Annotated in this window: 16 protein-coding genes; 13 read left to right on the forward strand and 3 right to left on the reverse strand. The window is 70.4% G+C overall.

Annotated features, from left to right (window positions below; all coding sequences use genetic code 11):
* Positions 1-387: 387 nt before the first annotated feature.
* From OOK38_RS01155 to OOK38_RS01165, 3 genes are all read left to right on the forward strand, one after another.
* Complete coding sequence (locus tag OOK38_RS01155) at positions 388-1584, forward strand: Ig-like domain-containing protein (RefSeq protein WP_266765940.1); 1197 nt, start codon at positions 388-390, stop codon at positions 1582-1584.
* Positions 1585-1828: 244 nt separating this feature from the next.
* Positions 1829-3235: a glycoside hydrolase family 16 protein gene (locus OOK38_RS01160; RefSeq protein ID WP_266763957.1), complete on the forward strand. Its 1407-nt coding sequence runs from the start codon at positions 1829-1831 to the stop codon at positions 3233-3235.
* A 15-nt stretch (positions 3236-3250) separates the two neighbouring features.
* Positions 3251-4771 (forward strand): glycoside hydrolase family 64 protein, encoded by a 1521-nt coding sequence (locus OOK38_RS01165; protein WP_266848015.1) that lies wholly within the window; start codon positions 3251-3253, stop codon positions 4769-4771.
* Positions 4772-4822: 51 nt separating this feature from the next.
* Here OOK38_RS01165 and OOK38_RS01170 read toward each other — a convergent pair whose 3' ends face one another.
* Positions 4823-5731 carry an AraC family transcriptional regulator gene (locus OOK38_RS01170; RefSeq protein WP_266763955.1) on the reverse strand — a complete coding sequence of 303 codons (909 nt, stop codon included), beginning with the start codon at positions 5729-5731 and terminating at the stop codon, positions 4823-4825.
* A gap of 146 nt (positions 5732-5877) precedes the next feature.
* Between OOK38_RS01170 and tkt the strand changes: the two genes are divergently transcribed.
* The 8 genes from tkt to OOK38_RS01210 all read left to right on the forward strand — a co-directional run bounded on the left by tkt (position 5878) and on the right by OOK38_RS01210 (position 15376).
* Complete coding sequence (gene tkt, locus OOK38_RS01175) at positions 5878-7953, forward strand: transketolase (RefSeq protein WP_266848016.1); 2076 nt, start codon at positions 5878-5880, stop codon at positions 7951-7953.
* A gap of 19 nt (positions 7954-7972) precedes the next feature.
* Positions 7973-9118 carry a transaldolase gene (gene tal / locus OOK38_RS01180; protein ID WP_266763953.1) on the forward strand — a complete coding sequence of 382 codons (1146 nt, stop codon included), beginning with the start codon at positions 7973-7975 and terminating at the stop codon, positions 9116-9118.
* A complete protein-coding gene (gene zwf, locus OOK38_RS01185) occupies positions 9115-10761 on the forward strand; it encodes a glucose-6-phosphate dehydrogenase (protein WP_266763952.1) in 1647 nt (548 codons plus the stop codon). Before tal ends, zwf begins: the two co-directional genes overlap by 4 nt.
* Positions 10758-11693 (forward strand): glucose-6-phosphate dehydrogenase assembly protein OpcA, encoded by a 936-nt coding sequence (gene opcA, locus OOK38_RS01190; protein ID WP_266763951.1) that lies wholly within the window; start codon positions 10758-10760, stop codon positions 11691-11693. Before zwf ends, opcA begins: the two co-directional genes overlap by 4 nt.
* Entirely contained in the window at positions 11686-13332 is a 1647-nt protein-coding gene (gene pgi / locus OOK38_RS01195) for a glucose-6-phosphate isomerase (RefSeq protein WP_266763950.1), read from the forward strand. Before opcA ends, pgi begins: the two co-directional genes overlap by 8 nt.
* A 7-nt stretch (positions 13333-13339) precedes the next feature.
* Complete coding sequence (gene gnd / locus OOK38_RS01200) at positions 13340-14218, forward strand: phosphogluconate dehydrogenase (NAD(+)-dependent, decarboxylating) (RefSeq protein WP_266763949.1); 879 nt, start codon at positions 13340-13342, stop codon at positions 14216-14218.
* A 7-nt stretch (positions 14219-14225) separates the two neighbouring features.
* The gene (locus OOK38_RS01205) at positions 14226-14837 is read left to right on the forward strand and encodes a histidine phosphatase family protein (RefSeq protein ID WP_266763948.1); all 612 of its coding nucleotides are present in this window, start codon (positions 14226-14228) and stop codon (positions 14835-14837) included.
* 83 nt (positions 14838-14920) lie between these two features.
* Complete coding sequence (locus OOK38_RS01210) at positions 14921-15376, forward strand: tellurite resistance TerB family protein (RefSeq protein ID WP_266763947.1); 456 nt, start codon at positions 14921-14923, stop codon at positions 15374-15376.
* A 165-nt stretch (positions 15377-15541) separates the two neighbouring features.
* Here OOK38_RS01210 and OOK38_RS01215 read toward each other — a convergent pair whose 3' ends face one another.
* On the reverse strand, positions 15542-17437 hold the full coding sequence (locus OOK38_RS01215) for a bifunctional sugar phosphate isomerase/epimerase/4-hydroxyphenylpyruvate dioxygenase family protein (protein WP_266763946.1): 1896 nt from the start codon (positions 17435-17437) through the stop codon (positions 15542-15544).
* A 155-nt stretch (positions 17438-17592) separates the two neighbouring features.
* Positions 17593-18468, reverse strand: coding sequence for a shikimate dehydrogenase (locus tag OOK38_RS01220; RefSeq protein WP_266763945.1), 876 nt, complete (start codon positions 18466-18468; stop codon positions 17593-17595).
* Between the two features lie 200 nt (positions 18469-18668).
* Here OOK38_RS01220 and OOK38_RS01225 point away from each other — a divergent pair, with 200 nt between their 5' ends.
* Both OOK38_RS01225 and OOK38_RS01230 read left to right on the forward strand, forming a co-directional pair.
* On the forward strand, positions 18669-19334 hold the full coding sequence (locus tag OOK38_RS01225) for a TetR family transcriptional regulator (protein WP_266763944.1): 666 nt from the start codon (positions 18669-18671) through the stop codon (positions 19332-19334).
* A 280-nt stretch (positions 19335-19614) separates the two neighbouring features.
* Positions 19615-20910, forward strand: a complete 1296-nt coding sequence (locus OOK38_RS01230; RefSeq protein ID WP_266765939.1) for an MFS transporter — start codon at positions 19615-19617, stop codon at positions 20908-20910.
* Positions 20911-21102 lie beyond the last annotated feature (192 nt).

Raw genomic sequence — 21102 nt, forward strand, 5'->3', positions numbered from 1 at the left:
TCTGCTGCGGAACCGGCAAGCGGAGCTCCTTCGTCACTCGGCGACCGGAGAGGTCAGGAAAAGGGGGCTCCTGGAAGGGGATCTCACGGAAAACTCAGGGATCCGGTCGGCGCTTCATACTCTGTTCACATTCCAAGGTGGCCCGGCAACCGTGGATTTAGGCCGTCTCTCCGGACGTCTTCACAGGAATCTCAGGTTGGAGCCGTCGGATTCAAAGAATCAACCCATGGAAGTCGCGCAGGATGCACCCGCAGTGGTGGTGAGCGATGAACCGAGGAAAGGCGTTCCGTGGGCTTCCCTGAGATATCGAACCGGCCCGAGTCCGCACCGGAGGCCTCGGGGCAGGCGCGGCACCGGCCCGGGCGTCCGGCCTGGTCACGGCGGGGAATCCTCGCCGCCCTCGGCGCCGCGGTGCCGGCCCTGGCGCTGACGGGGTGCGGCGACCCGGCGGACGCCGCGGAGGGGACGGCAACGACGCCGACCGGCGGGACACAGGCCGGGACCGAGGCGAAATCCCAGGTGAGGACGCCGGCCATCACCGTCAGCCCCGCCGACGGCACGAAGAAGGCCGAATTCACCGGCCCGGTCGAGGTCTCGGTGACCGACGGCACTCTGTCGACGGTCGATGTGTCCGGCAATGACGGCTCCACTCTGGCCGGATCCTTCAACGACGGCCGCACCCGATGGACCTCCACCCGGAATCCGTACTCGGGCACCAAATACACGGTCACCGCGAAAGCGGAGGGTGCCGCGGAGCACACCGCGGTCTTCGTCACGAAGTCCCCGGGCGAGACCTTCGTGGGCTATTTCACGCCCGAGGCGAATTCGACCTCCGGCGTCGGCATGCCCGTGTCGATCAACTTCACGAAGGCCGTGACGGACCGGGCTGCCGTCGAGAAGGCGATCACGGTGACGGCGGAGCCCGCGGCCGAGGTGGTCGGCCACTGGTTCGGGAACACCCGGCTCGACTTCCGTCCGGCGCGGTACTGGGCGGCGGGCACGAAGATCACGCTGAGCCTGCGTCTGAAGGACGTCGAGGGCACGGACGGCGTCTACGGCGTCCAGTCCAAGGACGTCACCTTCCGCATCGGCCGCCACCAGGTGAGCACGGTGGACCTTGCGAAGAAGACCATGACGGTGGAGCGGAGCGGCGCGACCCTCGCCACCTATCCGGTCAGCGGCGGCGACGCGGACCACACCACCTGGTCCGGGATCATGGTGATCAGCGAGCGGTTCGAGGAGACCCGGATGGAGTCCTCGACGGTCGGGCTCGGCGACGAGTACGACATCGCGGATGTGCCGCACGCCCAGCGCCTGACCACTTCCGGCACCTTCATCCACGGCAACTACTGGGCCTCGGCCTCGATCTTCGGCGGCAGCAACACCAGCCATGGCTGCATCGGCCTGCACGATGTGAAGGGCGCCGACGACACCTCCGTGCCGGGCTCCCGGTTCTACGAGAGCTCGATGCTCGGTGACGTGGTGGTCGTCAAGAACTCGGGCGAGCGGACCGTCGAGGCGTCGAACGGCCTCAACGGCTGGAACCTGTCGTGGGCGGACTGGAAGGCCGGCAGCGCTCTTTGACGGTCCACCCCGAGGGGCGGGCATCGGCGGACCGCGCCGGGCCCGCCCCTTCGGCGTGCCCCCTTCTTTCACGGCGTGAACTCCCTTGAGCCGTAAGGACTTTCTCGGCTTCACCTCTTGACGGCCGGAGTGACAGAGAGCACATTGGCCGCGCAGCTGCTGTGAGAGCGCTCTCAACTGGCCATGGGAGCGCTCTCACGACCACCCGCGCACCCCACACCCCGTACCCGAAGAGGCACACCCCATGAGTGAAACTTCCGGCACACCTGTCAGACGCGGCCCACTGCGGCGCGTGCTCATCGCCGTGCTCAGCACGCTGAGCCTGGCGGCGGTGGCCGCCACGGCGGCCACCCTCCCCGCGAACGCCTCCGCCCCCACACCCCCCTCCGGCTGGTCCCAGGTCTTCCTCGACGACTTCAACGGGTCCGCCGGAACCGGCGTCAACACGGCCAACTGGCAGTACACGACGGGCACGAGCTACCCGGGCGGTCCCGCGGGCTTCGGTACCGGCGAGATCGAGACGATGACGTCCAGCACCAACAACGTCGCGCTCGACGGCGCCGGCAACCTCCGGATCACGCCCCGGCGCGATGCCGCGGGCAACTGGACCTCGGGCCGGATCGAGACGGTCCGCACCGACTTCCAGCCGCCCGCGGGCGGCAAGCTCCGCGTCGAGGCCCGCCTCCAGATGCCGAACGTGACCGGCGCGGCCGCGAAGGGTTACTGGCCCGCCTTCTGGATGCTGGGCGCGCCCTTCCGCGGCAACTACTGGAACTGGCCGGGCATCGGCGAACTGGACATCATGGAGAACGTCCAGGGGCTCAACACCGAGTGGGCCACCATGCACTGCGGTACCTCACCGGGCGGCCCCTGCAACGAGACCTCCGGCATCGGCGGCAACACCCCCTGCACCGGGGCCACTTGTCAGGCCGGGTTCCACACGTACGCCGTCGAGTGGGACAAGTCGACGAGCGTCGAGGAGATGCGCTTCTACCTCGACGGCGTCAACTTCCACACGGTCCGGGCGAACCAGGTGGACGCGACCACCTGGACGAACGCCACCAACCACGGCTACTTCGTGATCCTGAACGTCGCGATGGGCGGTGGCTTCCCGGACGCCTTCGGCGGCGGCCCGGACAGCGGCACGGAACCCGGCCACCCGCTCGTGGTCGACTACGTCCAGGTCCTCCAGTCGGGCAGCGGCGGCGGTGGCGGCACCACTCCGCCGCCCACCGGCAACCGTGACGCGTACAGCGCCATCCAGGCCGAGTCCTACGACGGTCAGGCGGGCGTCGGCACCGAGACCACCACCGACTCCGGCGGCGGCCAGAACATCAGCGCGCTCGCGAACGGCGACTACGCGCTCTACAAGGGCGTCAACTTCGGCTCCACGGCCGCCAAGCAGTTCTACGGCCGGGTCGCGAGCGGCGCGGCGGGCGGGGTCAGCGGCCTGGTCGAGGTGCGCCTCGACAGCCGTACGAGCACGCCGGTCGGCAGCTTCGCACTGGGCAACACCGGTGGCTGGCAGGCCTGGAAGACCGTGCCCGCGAACATCAGCTCCGTCACCGGAACCCACGACGTCTATCTGACCTTCACCAGCGGCCAGCCCGCGGACTTCGTGAACGTCAACTGGTTCGACTTCGGTCACTGACACAGGAGTTGACGGATGCTCACCCGATCCCCGGCCGGGCCGGCCGCATCACGCCCCGTGGTCAGGCGGAAGGCCGGCGCCGTCCTGGCCGCCCTCCTCACGGTGCTGGTGCTCGGCCTGGCCGGGGCGGTACCCGCCAGGGCCGCCGCCGACTACACCCAGGGCGTCGCCTCGACGGGCTCCGGATCCGTCCAGATCTGGTTCACACCCACCGCGCCGGCGTCACTGGTCGATGTGCACTACCTGTCGCCCGGCGCGGGACAGCAGAACTTCCGGATGACGAACACCTCGGGCACCTGGCGGCAGAGTGTCAGCGGCCTGCCGAGCGGCTTCACCCTGGAGTACTGGTTCACGTACGAGAGGAGCGGCCCGCTCCTCGACACCCCGCACTTCACTCACACCGTGGGAAGCGGAGGAGGCGGCGGAGGCGGCACCGGCAGCTTCCCGATCACCTTCCAGAACAACACCCGTGGCACGTACGGGGATTCACAGATCTACGTCACGGTGCTCGGTCAGGTGACGCCAGGTCAGTGGTCGTACATGAAGGCCGACGGGACCATGGCGCACATCAGCCACCTGGACGCGAGCGCGCCCGGACATCTGACCAGGAACGGCGTGAGCTACCCGAACATGTCGTTCACGCTGGCCCAGTCGGGCGGTTCGGTGCCTTCCCCGACGTCCATCCGCGGCGGCCGGATCTACGTCTCCCTCGGCTCCCCCCTCTACATCCCGGTCTCCCCGGACGACCAGGGCTGGGGCGGCCCCGACCTGCGCAACCCGAACGACCCCAACACCGACGTCTACTACGACTGGTACGAGTACACGTACGTCTTCGGGCAGGTGGCCTTCGGCGGCAACACCACCCAGGTCGACCAGTTCGGCTTCCCGATGACCTCGCGGCTCACTCAGGCGTCGAGCGGCTACGACACCACGCGGGGCATCACGCTGACCCGCGCCCAGGTCATGTCGCAGTACGCCGCCTCGGTGGGCGCGGCCTTCAGGCCGCTGCAGGATCCGTACCGGATCGTCGCCCCGCGCTCCTCCGACCTCTTCCTCCCGGGAGGCTCCCAGGCGGACCATCTCCAGCCCTCCATCGACCAGGCCTGGTCGTACTACTCCACCCACCCCTTCAAACTGACCCGGCTCGGCGAGACCTTCACCGGCCGGGTCGCCGGGACCACGCTCACCTTCACCAAGAACGGAGCCGGTCCCTACACCCTCCGGAAACCGTCCTCCGCGGACGTCATGGCCTGCGCCGGAGCGCTGGCCTCCGGCAGCGACCCGGAGAAGCAGCTCGGCGCGGAGTTCTGCGCCGCGTTCAACCGGGGCGTCGCCCTCGACACCACGGCCTGGTACACCCCGTCCGCCTACTACACCCCAGGCGCCGGGAACGACTACGCGGCCTTCCTGCACACCGTGGGTCTCGACAAGCGTGCCTACGCCTTCCCCTACGACGACGTCAACGACCAGTCGTCGGTGCAGATCCTCGGCAACGCGAGCCCGCCGACCGGGCTGACGCTCGGCATCGGCTGGTGACCCGGCCCCGCACGGCCGGCTGAGAGGGGCGGACCACAAGGTCCGCCCCTCTCAGCGCAGTTCGGCGCGGAAGGCCACCGGGGTCGCCCCCGTGTGCTGGTGGAAGAACTTGGAGAAGTTGGCCGCGTCCGGGAAGCCGACGGCGACTCCGATGCGCCCGATCGGCATGTCGGTGTGGGCCAGGAGCCGCTTGGCCTCCAGGACGACCCGCTTGTCGATGAAGCCCTTGGGCGTCTCGCCCGTGGCGGCGCGCACCGCGCGGACCAGGGTGCGGCGTGAGTATCCGAGGGCGTCGGCGTAGGCGCTGACGCTGTGGTTGGTGGCGAAGTCCTTCTCGACCGCGTCCCGGAAGCGGGTGAAGGTGGTGTCGGTGTGCTCTCGGGCCGTCTCGGCGGAACTCGCCGCGAGATGGGCGAGGCGCAGCAGGAACGCGGTGAGCGAGTGCCGCAGCACCGAGGTGTGCAGGCTGAGCGGCAGTGTGGTCGTGTCGACGTACTCGCGCTCCAGCTGGGCGAGCGAGTGCTCCAGTGCCGTGAACCGGCCGGCGTCGGGGCGCAGCAGCGGGGGCAGGTCGTAGCGGTAGAGGCCGGTCGCCTCGACGGTCGCCCGGGGGAGGAACCCGGGCTGCATGGTCAGGACGGTGCCGCGGTAGCGGTCGGTGGTGGAGAAGCGGTGCACCTGACCGGGCCGGATCCACAGGATGTCGCCCGCGCGGGCCTCGTACTCGGCGAAGTCGATCATGTGCCGGACGGGGCCCTCGTGGAAGAGCATCACGACGTGGAAGTCGATGCGGTGCACGCGTTCCAGCGGGGCGTCCGCGTGCCAGGTACGCCCGGTCCCCATCGCGCCGACCTGCATGCCCACGCCGGACAGGCTCAGATCGGCCGGGAAGGGGAAGGTCCTGATCCCCTCCCGGCCGCCTTCGCTCCCGGCACCGCCTTGGGTGGTTCTGTCTGCCATGTCCTTCTCGCGTCGGCTCGCCACGACTCTGCGTGTCCCACTTTCACCGAAGGCTGACACACGGGCACCTTCCCCAGCAAAAGTCTGACTTTTAGGTTTGAAGGCATCGACCCAGAGTTCGCCCATTCAGTGAGGACTTCTTGAAGATGAGTACGCAGAGCTCCGACGGCGCCATCTGGACCGAGCTCGACCGCCGCGCCGTCGACACCGCCCGCATTCTGGCCGCCGACGCCGTGCAGAAGGTCGGCAACGGTCACCCCGGGACCGCGATGAGTCTGGCCCCGGCCGCGTACACCCTCTTTCAGAAGGTGATGCGTCACGATCCGGCCGACCCGGAGTGGACCGGCCGCGACCGCTTCGTCCTCTCCCCCGGACACACCTCTCTGACCCTCTACACGCAGCTCTTCCTGTCGGGCTACGAACTCGGTCTCGACGATCTGAAGGCGTTCCGCACCCACGGGTCCAAGACGCCCGGTCACCCCGAGTACGGACACACCGCGGGCGTGGAGACGACGACCGGTCCGCTCGGGCAGGGTGTCGCCAACGCGGTCGGCATGGCGATGGCCGCCCGCTACGAGCGCGGCCTCTTCGACCCCGAGGCCCCCGAGGGCGAGTCCCCCTTCGACCACACCATCTGGGCGATCGTCTCCGACGGCGACCTGGAGGAGGGCATCTCCGCCGAGGCCTCCTCGCTCGCCGGCCACCAGAAGCTCGGCAACCTCGTCTTCGTCTACGACGACAACCACATCTCCATCGAGGGCGACACCGCGACCGCCTTCTCCGAGGACGTGCTGAAGCGCTACGAGGCGTACGGCTGGCACGTGCAGCGGATCGAGCCCGCGCTCGGCGGCGACATCGACGTGCGGGCGCTGCACACCGCGCTCACCGCGGCCAAGGCCGAGACCGAGCGCCCCTCCATCATCGCGATGCGCACGATCATCGCGTGGCCCGCGCCCAACGCGCAGAACACCGAGGCCTCGCACGGCTCGGCGCTCGGCGCCGAGGAGATCGCCGCCACCAAGCGCATCCTGGGCTTCGACCCGGAGCGGACGTTCCAGGTCGACCCGGAGGTGCTGGCCCACGCCCGCCAGGCCCTCGACCGGGGCGCCGAGGCGCACACCGCGTGGGACAAGCGGATCGGCGCCTGGCGCACCGCCAACCCCGAGCGGGCCAGGCTCTTCGACCGGATCGTCGCGGGCCAGCTCCCCGAGGGCTGGGAGGCCGCGCTGACGGTGTTCGAGGAAGGCACCTCCGTCGCCACCCGTGCCGCGTCCGGCAAGGTACTCCAGGCCCTCGGTGACGTGCTCCCCGAGTTGTGGGGCGGCTCCGCCGACCTGGCCGGCTCGAACAACACCACCATCGACAAGACGTCCTCGTTCCTGCCGAAGGGCAACCCGCTGCCGGAGGCCGACCCGTACGGCCGCACCGTGCACTTCGGCATCCGCGAGCACTCGATGGCCGCGGAGATGAACGGCATCGCGCTGCACGGCAACACCCGTATCTACGGCGGCACCTTCCTGGTGTTCTCCGACTACATGCGCAACGCCGTCCGGCTGTCCGCGCTGATGCAGCTCCCGGTGACCTACGTCTGGACGCACGACTCGATCGGCCTCGGCGAGGACGGCCCGACGCACCAGCCGGTCGAGCACCTCGCCTCGCTGCGCGCCATCCCCGGCCTGAACATCGTCCGCCCCGCCGACGCCAACGAGACCGCGATCGCCTGGGGCGAGATCCTCAGGCGGCACGCCACGAACCCGGCCCCGCACGGTCTGGCCCTCACCCGTCAGGGCGTGCCGACCTACCCGGCCAACGCCGACGCGGCGCGCGGCGGGTATGTCCTGCGGGACTCCTCCACCGAGACCCCGGACGTCGTCATCGTCGCGACCGGCTCCGAGGTGCAGCTCGCCGTCGCCGCGCGCGAGCAACTGGAGGCCGAGGGCGTGGGCACCCGCGTGGTGTCGATGCCGTCCGTCGAGTGGTTCGAGGAGCAGTCCCCGGAGTACCGGGCCGGCGTCCTGCCGCCCTCCGTGAAGGCCCGCGTGGCGGTAGAGGCCGGGATCGGGCTGACCTGGTACCGGTACGTCGGTGACGCGGGACGCATTGTCTCGCTCGAGCACTTCGGCGCCTCCGCCGACGCCGGAACCCTGTTCGCCGGGTTCGGCTTCACCGCCGAGAACGTAGCCGCCGCCGCGCGGGAATCTCTCACCGCAGTCCGCGGTTGATCCGACCGCACGAAGGAAGATGATCACTGTGACCGAAGCAACCGCGACCGCGGTAACCCTGAAGCGCCTCTCCGACGAAGGCGTCTCCATCTGGCTGGACGACCTGTCCCGCAAGCGGATCGAGTCCGGCAACCTGGCCGAACTCATCGAGAACCGCCACGTGGTGGGCGTCACCACCAACCCGTCCATCTTCCAGGCCGCCATCGGCTCCGGCGAGGGGTACGAGGAGCAGCTGGCCGACCTCGCCGTGCGCGGGGTGACGGTCGACGAGGCCGTCCGCATGATGACGACCGCGGACGTACGCGCCGCCGCCGACGTCCTGCGCCCGGTGTTCGAGACGACCGGCGGCCGGGACGGCCGGGTGTCCATCGAGGTCGACCCCCGGCTGGCGCACAACACGGCCGCCACGATCGCCGAGGCCAAGCAGCTGGCCTGGCTGGTCGACCGCCCGAACGTGATGATCAAGATCCCCGCGACGAAGGCGGGCCTCCCGGCGATCACCGAGGTCATCGGCCTCGGCATCAGTGTCAACGTCACGCTGATCTTCTCCCTGGAGCGCTACCGCGCGGTCATGGACGCCTACCTGGCGGGCCTGGAGCGGGCGCACGCCGCGGGCATCGACCTCGCCGGCATCCACTCCGTCGCCTCCTTCTTCGTCTCCCGGGTCGACAGCGAGATCGACAAGCGCCTCGCGAAGGTCGGCACGGACGAAGCCCTCGCGCTCAAGGGCAGGGCGGCGCTCGCCAACGCGCGGCTCGCCTACGAGGCGTACGAGGAGGTGTTCGCCGGTGCCCGCTGGACGGCGCTCGCCCCGTCCGGCGCGCACAAGCAGCGTCCGCTGTGGGCCTCCACGGGCGTCAAGGACCCCGCGTACAAGGACACCCTGTACGTCGACGAGCTGGTCGCGCCGGGCACGGTCAACACCATGCCCGAGGGGACACTGAACGCCACCGCCGACCACGGCGACATCCACGGCGACGCGGTGACCGGCGGCTACCCCCAGGCCCGTGCCGATCTGGCCGCGGTCGAGGCGCTCGGGATCTCCTACGACGAGGTCGTCGGGCAGCTGGAGGACGAGGGCGTCTCGAAGTTCGAGGCCGCCTGGGAGGATCTTCTCGACGCGGTGGCGACTTCGCTCCGCGGCAAGGGAGTTGAGGGGGCATGACCAAGGGTGAGGCGCTTTCCGACGGCACCCCGCAGGGTGCGCCCGCCGCGCCGCAGGGATCTGGTGACACGGCCGTGGAACCGGGCGGGCTGAGCCCCGAGGCGCTCGGCGTCCCGTCGCCCGACTGGGACAACCCGCTGCGCGACCCGCGCGACCGCCGGCTCCCCCGGATCGCGGGCCCCTCCGGTCTCGTCATCTTCGGTGTCACCGGTGACCTGTCCCGCAAGAAGCTGATGCCGGCCGTGTACGACCTCGCCAACCGGGGTCTGCTGCCGCCGGGCTTCTCGCTCCTCGGGTTCGCCCGTCGCGAGTGGGAGGACCAGGACTTCGCGCAGGTGGTGCACGACTCGGTGCGCGAGCACGCGCGGACGGAGTTCCGCGAGGAGGTCTGGCAGCAGCTCGCCGAGGGCATGCGGTTCATCCCCGGTGACTTCGACGACGACGCGGCGTTCAAGCAACTGCGGTCGGCGGTAGAGGAGTTGGACTCCTCCCGGGGCACCAGCGGCAACTACGCCTTCTATCTCTCCGTACCGCCGAAGTTCTTCCCGAAGGTGGTCCAGCAGCTCAAGAAGCACGGACTGGCGGACGCTCCGGAGGGTTCCTGGCGGCGCGCGGTCATCGAGAAGCCGTTCGGCCACGACCTGGCGAGCGCGCGCGAACTGAACCGGATCGTCCACGACGTGTTCGACCCGGACCAGGTGTTCCGTATCGACCACTACCTGGGCAAGGAGACCGTCCAGAACATCCTGGCGCTCCGCTTCGCCAACCAGATGTACGAGCCCGTCTGGAACCGGTCGTACGTCGACCACGTCCAGATCACGATGGCCGAGGACATCGGGATCGGCGGCCGGGCCGGCTACTACGACGGCATCGGCTCCGCCCGGGACGTGATCCAGAATCACCTCCTCCAGCTCATGGCGCTGACCGCCATGGAGGAGCCGGCCGCCTTCGACGCCGAGTCGCTGCTCGCCGAGAAGCTCAAGGTCCTGAAGGCGGTGAAGCTGCCGGAGAACCTGGGCGAGCACACCGTGCGCGGCCAGTACGCGGCGAGCTGGCAGGGCGGCGAGAGGGTGCGCGGCTACCTCCAGGAGGACGGCATCGACCCCGGGTCGACGACCGACACCTACGCGGCCGTCAAGCTCCAGGTGGACAACCGCCGTTGGGCGGGCGTCCCCTTCTATCTCAGGACCGGCAAGCGCCTGGGCCGGCGGGTGACGGAGATCGCGGTGGTCTTCCAGCGCGCCCCGCACTCCCCCTTCGACTCCACCGCCACCGAGGAGCTCGGCGCGAACGCGATCGTCATCCGCGTGCAGCCCGACGAGGGCATGACGGTGCGCTTCGGATCGAAGGTGCCGGGTACGTCGATGGAGATCCGGGACGTCACGATGGACTTCGCGTACGGCGAGTCGTTCACCGAGTCCAGCCCCGAGGCGTACGAACGGCTGATCCTGGATGTCCTGCTCGGCGACGCCAATCTCTTCCCCCGTCACCAGGAGGTGGAAGAGTCCTGGAAGATCCTCGACCCGATCGAGGGGTACTGGGAGAAGCACGGCACGCCCGCGCAGTACCCCTCGGGCAGCTGGGGCCCGAAGGAAGCCGACGAGATGCTCGCACGAGACGGACGGAGCTGGCGCAGGCCATGAAGATCGACCTGACCGACACCACGGCAAGCAAGATCAACAAGGCGCTCGTACGGGGGCGCCGGGCCATCGGCACCCCCGCCGTGGGCATGGTCCTGACGATGGTCATCGTCACCGACGAGGAGAACGCGTACGACTCCATCAAGGCGGCCGAGGAGGCCTCCCGGGAGCACCCCTCGCGCACGCTGGTCGTCATCAGGCGCGTCGCCCGCACCCCGCGCGACCGCACCAACTCCCGTCTGGACGCGGAGGTGCGCGTCGGTTCCGACGCCGGCACCGGCGAGACGGTCGTCCTGCGGACCTACGGCGAGGTCTCCGACCACGCCGACTCGGTGGTCCTGCCGCTGCTGCTGCCGGACGCCCCGGTCGTCGTCTGGTGGCCGGTGGACGCGCCCGACAACCCGGTCAAGGACCCGCTGGGCGCCCTCGCGCAGCGCCGGATCACCGACATGTACGCCGTCGAGACCCCGCTCCAGGCGCTCGACGCCCGCGCCGCCTCGTACGCGCCGGGTGACACCGACCTGGCGTGGACCCGGCTGACACCGTGGCGCTCGATGCTGGCGGCGGCCCTCGACCAGGCCCGGGCGAAGGTGATCTCCGCGGCCGTCGAGAGCGAGGCGCAGAACCCGAGCGCCGAACTGCTGGCCCGCTGGCTGGAGGCCCGCCTCCAGGTCAGGACCGAGCGGGTCGTCACCGCGGGCCCCGTGGTGACCGCCGTCCGGCTCGGCACCGCGAACGGTGAGATCGTGATCGACCGCCCCGAAGGGCCGCTGGCCACGCTGTCCCTGCCCGGACAGCCGTCCCGCACCCTCGCGCTGAAGGTGCGCTCCACCTCCGAACTGATCGCCGAGGAACTGCGCCGCCTCGACGCGGACGAGATGTACGCCGTCGCCCTGCGGGGCGAGGCCACCAAGGAGACCCCCCGTCATGTCTGACTCCCCCAAGCCCACACGGCGTCCGGAGTGGGTGGCCCTGGAGGACCACCGCGCGACCGCGCTGCTCCACCCACGGCTGCGCGAGCTGTTCGCCGCCGACCCCGCGCGCGCCGAGCGCTATGTCGTACAGGTCGGTGACCTGCGGATCGACTACTCCAAGCATCTGATCACCGACGAGACCCTCGCCCTGCTCCAGGAACTGGCCACCGCCACCGATGTGTTCGGGCTGCGGGACGCAATGTTCCGGGGCGAGAGGATCAACGTGACCGAGGACCGCGCGGTGCTGCACACGGCGCTGCGGGCGCCGCGGGACGCGGTGGTGGAGGTCGACGGGGAGAACGTCGTGCCGGCCGTGCACGCGGTCCTGGACAAGATGGCGGGTTTCGCCGGGCGGGTCCGTTCGGGTGAGTGGACCGGGCACACCGGCAAGCGCATCAAGAACGTGGTGAACATCGGCATCGGCGGCTCGGACCTGGGTCCGGCGATGGCCTACGAGGTGCTGCGTTCGTTCACCGACCGCGGTCTGACCCTGCGGTTCGTGTCGAACGTGGACGGCGCCGACCTGCACGAGGCGGTGCGGGACCTGGACCCGGCGGAGACGCTGTTCATCATCGCCTCGAAGACGTTCACCACGATCGAGACGATCACCAACGCCACCTCCGCGCGCTCCTGGCTGCTGGAAGGACTCGGCGAGGAGAAGGCGGTGGCGCGGCATTTCGTGGCGCTGTCGACGAATGCCGAGAAGGTCTCGGACTTCGGGATCGACACGGCCAACATGTTCGAGTTCTGGGACTGGGTCGGCGGCCGCTACTCCTACGACTCGGCGATCGGTCTGTCGCTGATGATCGCGATCGGTCCGGACCGGTTCCGGGAGATGCTCGACGGTTTCCACCTGGTCGACGAGCACTTCCGCACGGCTCCCGCCGAGGCCAACGTGCCGCTGCTGCTGGGTCTGCTGGGCGTCTGGTACGGCAACTTCCACGACGCGCAGTCGCACGCCGTGCTGCCGTACTCGCACTACCTGTCGAAGTTCACCGCCTATCTCCAGCAGCTGGACATGGAGTCCAACGGCAAGTCCGTGGACCGTGACGGCAACCCGGTGGAGTGGCAGACCGGTCCGGTGGTGTGGGGCACGCCCGGCACCAACGGCCAGCACGCGTACTACCAGTTGATCCACCAGGGCACCAAGCTGATCCCCGCCGACTTCATCGGCTTCGTCAACCCGGTAGGCGAGCTGAGCGACGAACTCCAGTCCCAGCACGACCTGTTGATGGCGAACTTCTTCGCGCAGACCCAGGCGCTGGCCTTCGGCAAGACGCCGGACGAGGTGCGTGCCGAGGGTGTGCCCGAGGAGCTGGTGCCGCACAAGACGTTCCGGGGCAACCACCCCACGACCACGATCCTCGCGGCCGAGCTGACCCCCTCGGTCCTCGGTCAGCTGATCGCTCTCTACGAGCACAAGGTGTTCGTCCAGGGCGCGATCTGGAACATCGACTCCTTCGACCAGTGGGGCGTCGAGCTCGGCAAGGTGCTCGCCAAGCGCGTCGAACCCGCCCTCACCGACGGCGCCGACGTGCCCGGTCTCGATCCCTCCACGGCCGCTCTCGTGGCCGCTTATCGCACTCTCCGAAAGAAGTGAACTGACCATGCAGCTCGGACTCATCGGCCTCGGCAAGATGGGCGGCAACATGCGCGAGCGGATACGCCGCGCGGGACACACCGTCATCGGCTACGACCGCAACCCGGACCTCGCCGACGTGCACAGCCTCGCCGAACTCGTGGGCAGCCTCGAAGGCCCGCGCGTGGTCTGGGTGATGGTGCCGGCCGGCGCCCCCACCCAGACCGTCATCGACGAACTCGGCGACCTGCTGGAGGCCGGCGACACGGTCGTTGACGGCGGCAACTCCCGCTGGACCGAAGACGAGAAGCACGCCGAGGAGCTGGCGGCCAAGGGCATCGGCTTCGTCGACGCGGGCGTGTCGGGCGGTGTGTGGGGCCTGGAGAACGGCTACGCGCTGATGGTCGGCGGCGACGCCGAGAACATCGCGAAGGTACGGCCGGTCTTCGACGCGCTCAAGCCGGAGGGCGACTTCGGCTTCGTGCACGCCGGCAAGGTGGGCGCGGGCCACTTCTCCAAGATGGTCCACAACGGCATCGAGTACGCCATGATGCAGGCCTACGCCGAGGGCTGGGAGCTCCTGGAGAAGGTCGACTCGGTCACCGACGTACGTGAGGTGTTCCGCTCCTGGCAGGAGGGCACCGTGATCCGCTCCTGGCTGCTCGACCTCGCGGTCAACGCCCTGGACGGCGACGAGCACCTGGACAAGCTGCGCGGCTACGCGGAGGACTCCGGCGAGGGCCGCTGGACCGTCGAGGCGGCCATCGACAACGCCGTTCCGCTGCCCGCCATCACGGCGTCCCTCTTCGCGCGCTTCGCGTCCCGTCAGGACGACTCGCCGCAGATGAAGATGATCGCGGCGCTGCGCAACCAGTTCGGCGGCCACGCCGTCGAGTCGGCGAAGTAGGCGGACCATGGGCGACCTCATCCTGGTCCGCCACGGAGAGACCGAGTGGACCCTGACGGGACAGCACACCAGCTGGACCGACCTTCCGCTCACCTCGCACGGCGAGGAACAGGCCAAGTCCCTGGCCCGGTTCTTCGCGGGGCACACCTTCGCCCAGGTCCTCACCAGTCCCCTCGACCGCGCGGTACGGACCGCCGACCTGGCGGGCCTGTCCGGCGGGCGGATCGATCCCGATCTGCACGAGTGGGACTACGGCGGCTACGAGGGGATCACCACCCGCGCCATCCACCGGGCCCGGCCCGACTGGGTGCTCTGGAACGACGGGGTGCCGCCCGGCCCGGACGGCCACCCCGGCGAATCACCGCGGGAAGTGGGGGTGCGCGCCGACCGGGTGCTCTCCCGGGTGGACGCCGCGCTCTGCAACCACCCCGGCGATGTGGTGCTGGTGGCGCACGCGCACTTACTGCGTGTCCTGACGGCCCGCCGGCTGGGGCTGCCGCCCGAGTCGGGGCGGCTGTTCCAGCTCGCGACCGGGACCGTCAGTCGGCTCTCCACCGAGCACGGCGATCCGGTGATCGCCACGTGGAACGAGCCGGGAACTTCCGTCGTGGCCCGCTAGTTTCTACGTTGCTGTAGAAACCGAAGAGGTATCCGGTCCGCCCGCTCGGGCGGACCGGGCCCTTGACTACGTATGGAGTTCTCATGGCCCTGTGGGACCGCGTCAAGGAATCCGCGTCGACGATGCAGACCCAGCTCGTGGCGAAGAAGAACGATCTGAAGAGCGGTGCCTTCCGCGACGCGAGCATGGCGATGTGCGCGCTCGTCGCCGCGGCGGACGGCTCGATCGACCCGTCCGAGCGGCAGCGCGTGGCCCAGCTCATCGCCACGAACGAGGTGCTGCAGAACTTCGACGCCATCGACCTCCAGCGCCGCTTCGACGACAACCTGAACAAGCTGACCGCCGACTTCGCCTTCGGCAAGGTCAGCGTCCTCCAGGAGATCGCCAAGGCGAAGAAGAAGCCCGCCGAGGCGCGCGCCGTCATCCAGATCGGCATCGTCATCGGCGGCGCCGACGGCGACTTCGACAAGACCGAGCAGGCCGTCGTGCGGGAGGCGTGCTTCACGCTCGACCTGCCGCCGCACGAGTTCGACCTCTAGGACACCGTGTCCACCGGCTGACCCGGCCCCGGCCGCACCACGTCCGCGACTCGTCGACACCCCTGATGGGGCGGGCGCGTCGCCCTGGTGGCCGGGGTCCGGCGCGTCCGGACACCCCGCCGCATCGCCCGCGACACCGGCGACCCGCTCCGAACAGCCGGTGCGTCAGCCCCCCGGTCGTCCCGCCGCGCGCTGCGCCGCGAGGCGCACCGGGGCGTTCTGCGCTCCGTACCCCAGGTAACCGCCGTCGCGCTGGACGAGTTCGAAGAAGACGCGGCCGACGGTCTCGGTGTAGCAGTGCCGGAACTCCCCCTGCTGGTCACGGTCGTAGAGGATGCCGAGTTCGCGGTACGTCGCCAGCTCCTCGTCGCCGAGCTCGTACCGGGCGGCCAGGTCGTCGTAGTAGTTGGCGGGTATCGCCAGCAGACGGCCGCCCGCCGCGCGGAAGCGCCGGGCCGCGTCGGTCACGTCGCCGGTGGCGAGGGCGATGTGCTGGGCGCGGGCGCCGTCGTCCGTGGGCGCGGGGCCGACACCGAGGGCGATACGGACACTTCCGTCGGCGTTGGTGACGGCACGGCTGCGATGGAGTCCGTACGGGTCGGCGACGTCGACGCTCTCCTGGCCGCTCAGCCCCAGCACGCTGTGGTGGAAGAGAGCGGCCTCGTCGAACTGGTGCCAGGGCTGGGTGAGCGCCAGATGATCGATCCGGGTCACGGAGCCGGCGCCCGGCCCCGGTTCGGTGTGCGCCTCCCGTCCGGGCTGTTCGACCTGCTCGAAGTCACCGGTCCAGCCGCGGAGTTCGGATCCCCCGCGGGAATCTCCACGGGAGTCTCCCGGTCCGGACCGGACCGGGCTCCCGGGCGAGGCGCAGAAGAAGAGCTCGGTGCCGTCGGGTGCGGCGACCGCGTCGAGGGGCGCGTCCTCGAGAGCGCGACGGCGCGGCAGGACGGGGGCGAGGAGGGATTCGGCGCGCCGGGCGGCGGCGGCCGGGTCGGGCGATTCCAGACCGATGGCGGCCAGCGCGGTGCCGTCGCGCCGGGCGGCCGGTCCGGTGTTGACCAGGACACGGGCCTCGCCCTGCTGCCAGAGGTCCACGGGCTTGCTGCGGTGCCGGGCCGTACGGGTGAAGCCGAGGGCGCCGAGGACCTCGGCGACGGGGACGACGTCGGGCGTGACGAGTTCGGCGAACGCGACACCGGTCGGCACGACGGGGGCGGGCGGTGCCGCGAGCCCGGCCGTCTCCCGCAGGAGGGGCCGGGTCGTCTCCTGGAGGACGAGGAGGGAGCGGCGCGCGTCGACGGCGGTGGGCCCGGCCTCCGCCTGCCGGAAGACGTCGTTGAAGACTTCGAGGGAGAGGGGACCGCGGTAGCCGGCGCGCAGGACGTGCGCGAGCAGTCCGGAGAGGTCGAAACCGCCCTGGCCGGGGAAGCAGCGGTAGTGACGGCTCCACTGGAGCACGTCCATCGCCATCAGCGGGGCGTCGGCCAGCTGCAGGAAGAAGATCTTGTCCCCGGGGATGTCCTCGATCCCCTTGGGGTCCGAGCCGCGCGCGAGGATGTGGAAGCTGTCCAGGCAGGTGCCGAGGGCGGGGTGACCGGCGGACTCGACGATGCTCCAGGCGTGGTCGTACGTACTCACGTGGCGGCCCCAGGCCAGTGCCTCGTACGCGACCCGGACGCCGAAGTCCTCGGCCAGGACGGCCAGTCGGCTCAGTTGTTCCGCCGCGAGCGCGTCGTCGTCCACGGCGAGCGGCGAGACGCTGGAGCACACCAGCACGGTGTCGGCGCCGAGGCGGCGCATGAGCTCGAACTTGTGGCGCGCCCGCCGCAGACCGCGGGCGAACTCCTCCTCGGCGACGGCCTCGATGTCGCGCATCGGCTGGTAGAGGTCGATGCTCAGGCCGAGGTCGGCGGTGCGGGCCCGGATCTCCTCGGGGGTGAGGGGGCTCGCGAGCAGGTCGTTCTCGAAGATCTCCACACCGTCGAACCCCGCCCGGGCCGCGGCGGTGAGCTTCTCGGTCAGGGAACCGCTGAGGGACACGGTGGCGATGGACGTACGCATGGCGATGCTCCTTCGGTGTCGCTTCACTTCATGACCGGGCGAGGGGGACGGGACCCGGCAGAGGCGCGGGGAAGCGCGCGAGCGGCGTCCCCGGGTCGGCGCCCGTCCGGTCGCCGCGGCGCCCTCGTTCGCACGTCTTCCTCCGCACTCGGGTCTCAGCTCCGGGCACCCGCGGCGCCGGCCAGCTCGGCGATGTCGGCGAGCATGCGCGCCGGGTCGGGCTCCCGCCCGGTGAAGAGCCGGAAGGCGTCCGCGGCCTGGAAGACGGCCATGCCGCCCCCGTCGAGCGTGGCGCAGCCGGCCGCGCGGGCGGTGCGCAGCAGCTCGGTCTCCAGCGGCCGGTAGACCACTTCGGCCACCCACAGCGCGGGACGCAGCAGTTCGGCCGGGAACGGGAGTCCGGGGTGCGCGGCCATGCCGGTGGGGGTGGCGTGCACGATGCCGTCGGCGCGGGCGAGCAGGGACGCGAGGGTGTCCGGCGTCGCGGCGGCTGCCCGGCCGTCGCCGAAGTGGCGGTTCAGGGCGGTGGCGAGGGAGGCGGCCCGGTCGGGCATCGCGTCGACGAGGGTGATGTGTCCCGCGCCGAGCGTGAGCACCGCATGGGCGACGGCCGCCCCCGCGCCGCCCGCGCCGAGCTGGACGACCCGTTCCAGGGAGACATCGGGCAGTCCGCGCGCGAAGGAGGCCGCGAAGCCGGTGACGTCCGTGTTGTGCCCGATCGCTCGGCCGTCCTCGAAGACGACGGTGTTGACCGCGCCGAGGGCCGCGGCCTGCGGGGCGAGTTCGTCGAGGTGCGCGATGACCAGCTGCTTGCAGGGGTGGGTGATGTTCAGTCCGTCGAAGCCGACGTCGCGTGCGGCGCGTACGAGATCGCCCACGGCCTCCGGTGGAACACCCAGGATGTCGATGTCGATCAGCCGGTACAGGCAGCGCAGTCCCTGCCGGTCGGCCTCGCGCTCGTGCAGTGCCGGGCTGAGGGAGGGCCCGATTCCGGAGCCGATCAGGCCGACGAGATACGAGGTCTGGGACACGGCGGGCCTCCGGAGGCGTGGGGTCGGCGGCAGGCCGGTGAGCGGCCGGTGACCGACTGACGGCTGATTAATGTACTAACTGGTTCGTTAGTCATATCAAGCCGTCGGCCCGAAGGGAAGGGAGGGAGCCCGGGCGACCTCGCCCCGGCGCGCCCAGCTTCTAGAATCGCGGAACCGACCGTCTCGCCCGAAGGAACCCGATGACCAGCGTCGAAGAACCGGCACGACCCGGCGGGCGCATCCGCGACGCCGCCCGCACCAGGGCCGAGATTCTCGACGTGGCGACCCAGGAGTTCTCCCGCGCCGGTTTCGCGGGCGCCCGGGTCGACGAGATCGCCGCGCGCACCAGCACCACGAAGCGGATGATCTACTACTACTTCGGCGGCAAGGAGCAGCTTTTCACGGCGGTCCTGGAGCGCGCCTACTCGGTGATCCGGCAGGCCGAACAGGAGCTGGACGTCGAGCATCTGGACCCGGTCGCGGCCATCCGCCGGCTGGCCGAGCTGACCTTCGACCACCATGAGGCGCATCCGGACTTCATCCGCCTGGTGAGCATCGAGAACATCCACGAGGCCGAACACATCGCGGCCTCCGAGGAACTGGGCAGGATCGGCTCGCCCGCCCTCGACGTGATCGGCCGGATCCTGGCGACCGGCCGGAAGTCGGGCCTGTTCACGGCGGACGTCGACGCCGTGGACCTGCACGCGATGATCAGCGCCTTCTGTTTCTTCCGGGTCTCCAACCGGCATACGTTCGGCGCCCTGTTCGGCCGCGATCTGGTCGCGTCCGACCAGCGGGAGCACTACCGCGCGATGCTCGGCGACATGGTCATCGCCTACCTGACCGCGGACCGCGCGGCGGACTGAGCACGGGAAGATCCTTCGGCGCGACCTCTTGACACCCGGGAAACGTGAGCGCAACATCCGTAGCCATCCGCTACTAACTATCCAGTGGGTTAATTAGCCGCGGGGACTACAGTCGCCACCTGGACTCACTCCGGGCACGGCCGATCCGTACGCCTCAGATCCCGGCATCCGTCCCCTGGCTTCGCCGCACTCCCGTCCCCGGAGTTCCCCGAAGGAGCACGCCGTGTCCGACACCGCCGTCCCGCTCGACGCGCCTCCAGGCCAGCCCAGGAAGGCCGCCATGGCCGCCTGGATCGGCAGCGCCCTGGAGTACTACGACTTCTTCATCTACGGCAGCGCCGCGGCCCTGATCTTCCCGAAGGTCTTCTTCGACGACTCCGACCCGGCCGACGCGACGCTCCTGTCACTCGCCACCTTCGGTGTCGCCTACGCGGCCCGCCCGATAGGCGCGCTCTTCCTCGGCCATTTCGGCGACCGGGTGGGCCGCAAGAAGATCATGGTCTTCACGCTGATCCTGATGGGTCTGTCGACGTTCCTGATCGGCTGTCTGCCGACGCGCGCGCAGGTCGGCGGCCTCGCCCCGGTCCTGCTGGTCCTCTGCCGCATCCTGCAGGGCATCTCCGCGGCCGGCGAACAGGCCAGCGCCAGTTCGATGACGCTGGAACACGCGCCGCCGGACCGGCGGGGCTTCTTCACCAGCTTCACCCTCAGCGGCACCCAGGGCGGCCAGCTCCTCGCGACCCTGGTCTTCCTGCCGGTCGCCGCGCTGCCCGAGGACCAGTTGCTCTCCTGGGGCTGGCGGGTGCCCTTCTGGGCGAGCGTCGGCGTCGCCGTTGTCGGCTACGTCATCCGCCGCACGCTCCAGGAGACTCCGGCCTTCACCAAGCAGGCGGCCACCGAGGGAGTGGTCAAGCTGCCGCTCGCCGTGCTCTTCCGCGAGCACTGGGCGGACGTGCTGCGGGTCGTCGCGGGCGCGCTCATCGCCTCGGTCAGCACGATCTTCACGGTGTGGGCGCTCGCCTACGGCACCAGTGACGCGGTCGGTCTGTCCCGCACGCAGATGCTGTGGGTGGGCGCGCTGGCCAACCTGGTCGCCCTCGGCGCGATTCCCCTCTGGGCCACGCTGTCCGACCGCATCGGCCGCCGCCCGGTCTATCTGATCGGCGCCGCGGGCAGCGCGGTCCTGATGTCCGCCTACCTGTGGGCCATCTCCACCGGCTCGTACTCCCTGGTGCTGCTGTTCGGCATCCTCGCCTTCGGCGTCGTCTACAGCGCCGCGAACGGCGTCTGGCCCTCCTTCTACGGCGAGATGTTCTCCACCCGCGTCCGGCTCTCCGGCATGGCCATCGGCACCCAGATCGGCTTCGCCGTGGCCGGGTTCGCCGTCACCTTCGCCGCGCAGATCGCCGGACCGGGCGGCGACGACTGGTCCTCGGTGGCCCTGTTCACCGCGGCCCTGTGCGTGCCGCCGGTCCTCGCCGCGCTCACCGCCCGGGAGACGCACACGGTGCCGACCGAGCGGCTCGGTGAGGACACGGCGGGCGAAGCGGTGCGGCGTGAGGCCGTGAGCGCCTGACCCGCCCGGGGGCGCGGCCGTTCACGGCCCACCACCCCCTCCGGACAACCCGGACCCCCGACGCGCGGAGCCGCTCGGGGGTCCGGGCCCGCCCCGGCTCCGCGCGGCACTCGGCGCGACGCCGTGCGGGCCCCGGGGATCAGGGAAGGGCGCGTGCCGCCGCCGGGTCACGGCCTCGGCGCCCGGAGGCGG

This window comes from Streptomyces sp. NBC_00568, assembly GCF_026341855.1.
Taxonomy (GTDB): Bacteria; Actinomycetota; Actinomycetes; order Streptomycetales; family Streptomycetaceae; genus Streptomyces.

What these genes read in the sequence shown, in the direction of transcription:
- OOK38_RS01160 (WP_266763957.1), top strand. Translation starts at nt 1,829, where the DNA reads ATGAGTGAAACTTCCGGCACACCTGTCAGACGCGGCCCACTGCGGCGC.
- OOK38_RS01165 (WP_266848015.1), top strand. Translation starts at nt 3,251, where the DNA reads ATGCTCACCCGATCCCCGGCCGGGCCGGCCGCATCACGCCCCGTGGTC.
- OOK38_RS01170 (WP_266763955.1), bottom strand. Translation starts at nt 5,731, where the DNA reads ATGGCAGACAGAACCACCCAAGGCGGTGCCGGGAGCGAAGGCGGCCGG.
- tkt (WP_266848016.1), top strand. Translation starts at nt 5,878, where the DNA reads ATGAGTACGCAGAGCTCCGACGGCGCCATCTGGACCGAGCTCGACCGC.
- tal (WP_266763953.1), top strand. Translation starts at nt 7,973, where the DNA reads ATGATCACTGTGACCGAAGCAACCGCGACCGCGGTAACCCTGAAGCGC.
- zwf (WP_266763952.1), top strand. Translation starts at nt 9,115, where the DNA reads ATGACCAAGGGTGAGGCGCTTTCCGACGGCACCCCGCAGGGTGCGCCC.
- opcA (WP_266763951.1), top strand. Translation starts at nt 10,758, where the DNA reads ATGAAGATCGACCTGACCGACACCACGGCAAGCAAGATCAACAAGGCG.
- pgi (WP_266763950.1), top strand. Translation starts at nt 11,686, where the DNA reads ATGTCTGACTCCCCCAAGCCCACACGGCGTCCGGAGTGGGTGGCCCTG.
- gnd (WP_266763949.1), top strand. Translation starts at nt 13,340, where the DNA reads ATGCAGCTCGGACTCATCGGCCTCGGCAAGATGGGCGGCAACATGCGC.
- OOK38_RS01205 (WP_266763948.1), top strand. Translation starts at nt 14,226, where the DNA reads ATGGGCGACCTCATCCTGGTCCGCCACGGAGAGACCGAGTGGACCCTG.
- OOK38_RS01210 (WP_266763947.1), top strand. Translation starts at nt 14,921, where the DNA reads ATGGCCCTGTGGGACCGCGTCAAGGAATCCGCGTCGACGATGCAGACC.
- OOK38_RS01215 (WP_266763946.1), bottom strand. Translation starts at nt 17,437, where the DNA reads ATGCGTACGTCCATCGCCACCGTGTCCCTCAGCGGTTCCCTGACCGAG.
- OOK38_RS01225 (WP_266763944.1), top strand. Translation starts at nt 18,669, where the DNA reads ATGACCAGCGTCGAAGAACCGGCACGACCCGGCGGGCGCATCCGCGAC.
- OOK38_RS01230 (WP_266765939.1), top strand. Translation starts at nt 19,615, where the DNA reads ATGGCCGCCTGGATCGGCAGCGCCCTGGAGTACTACGACTTCTTCATC.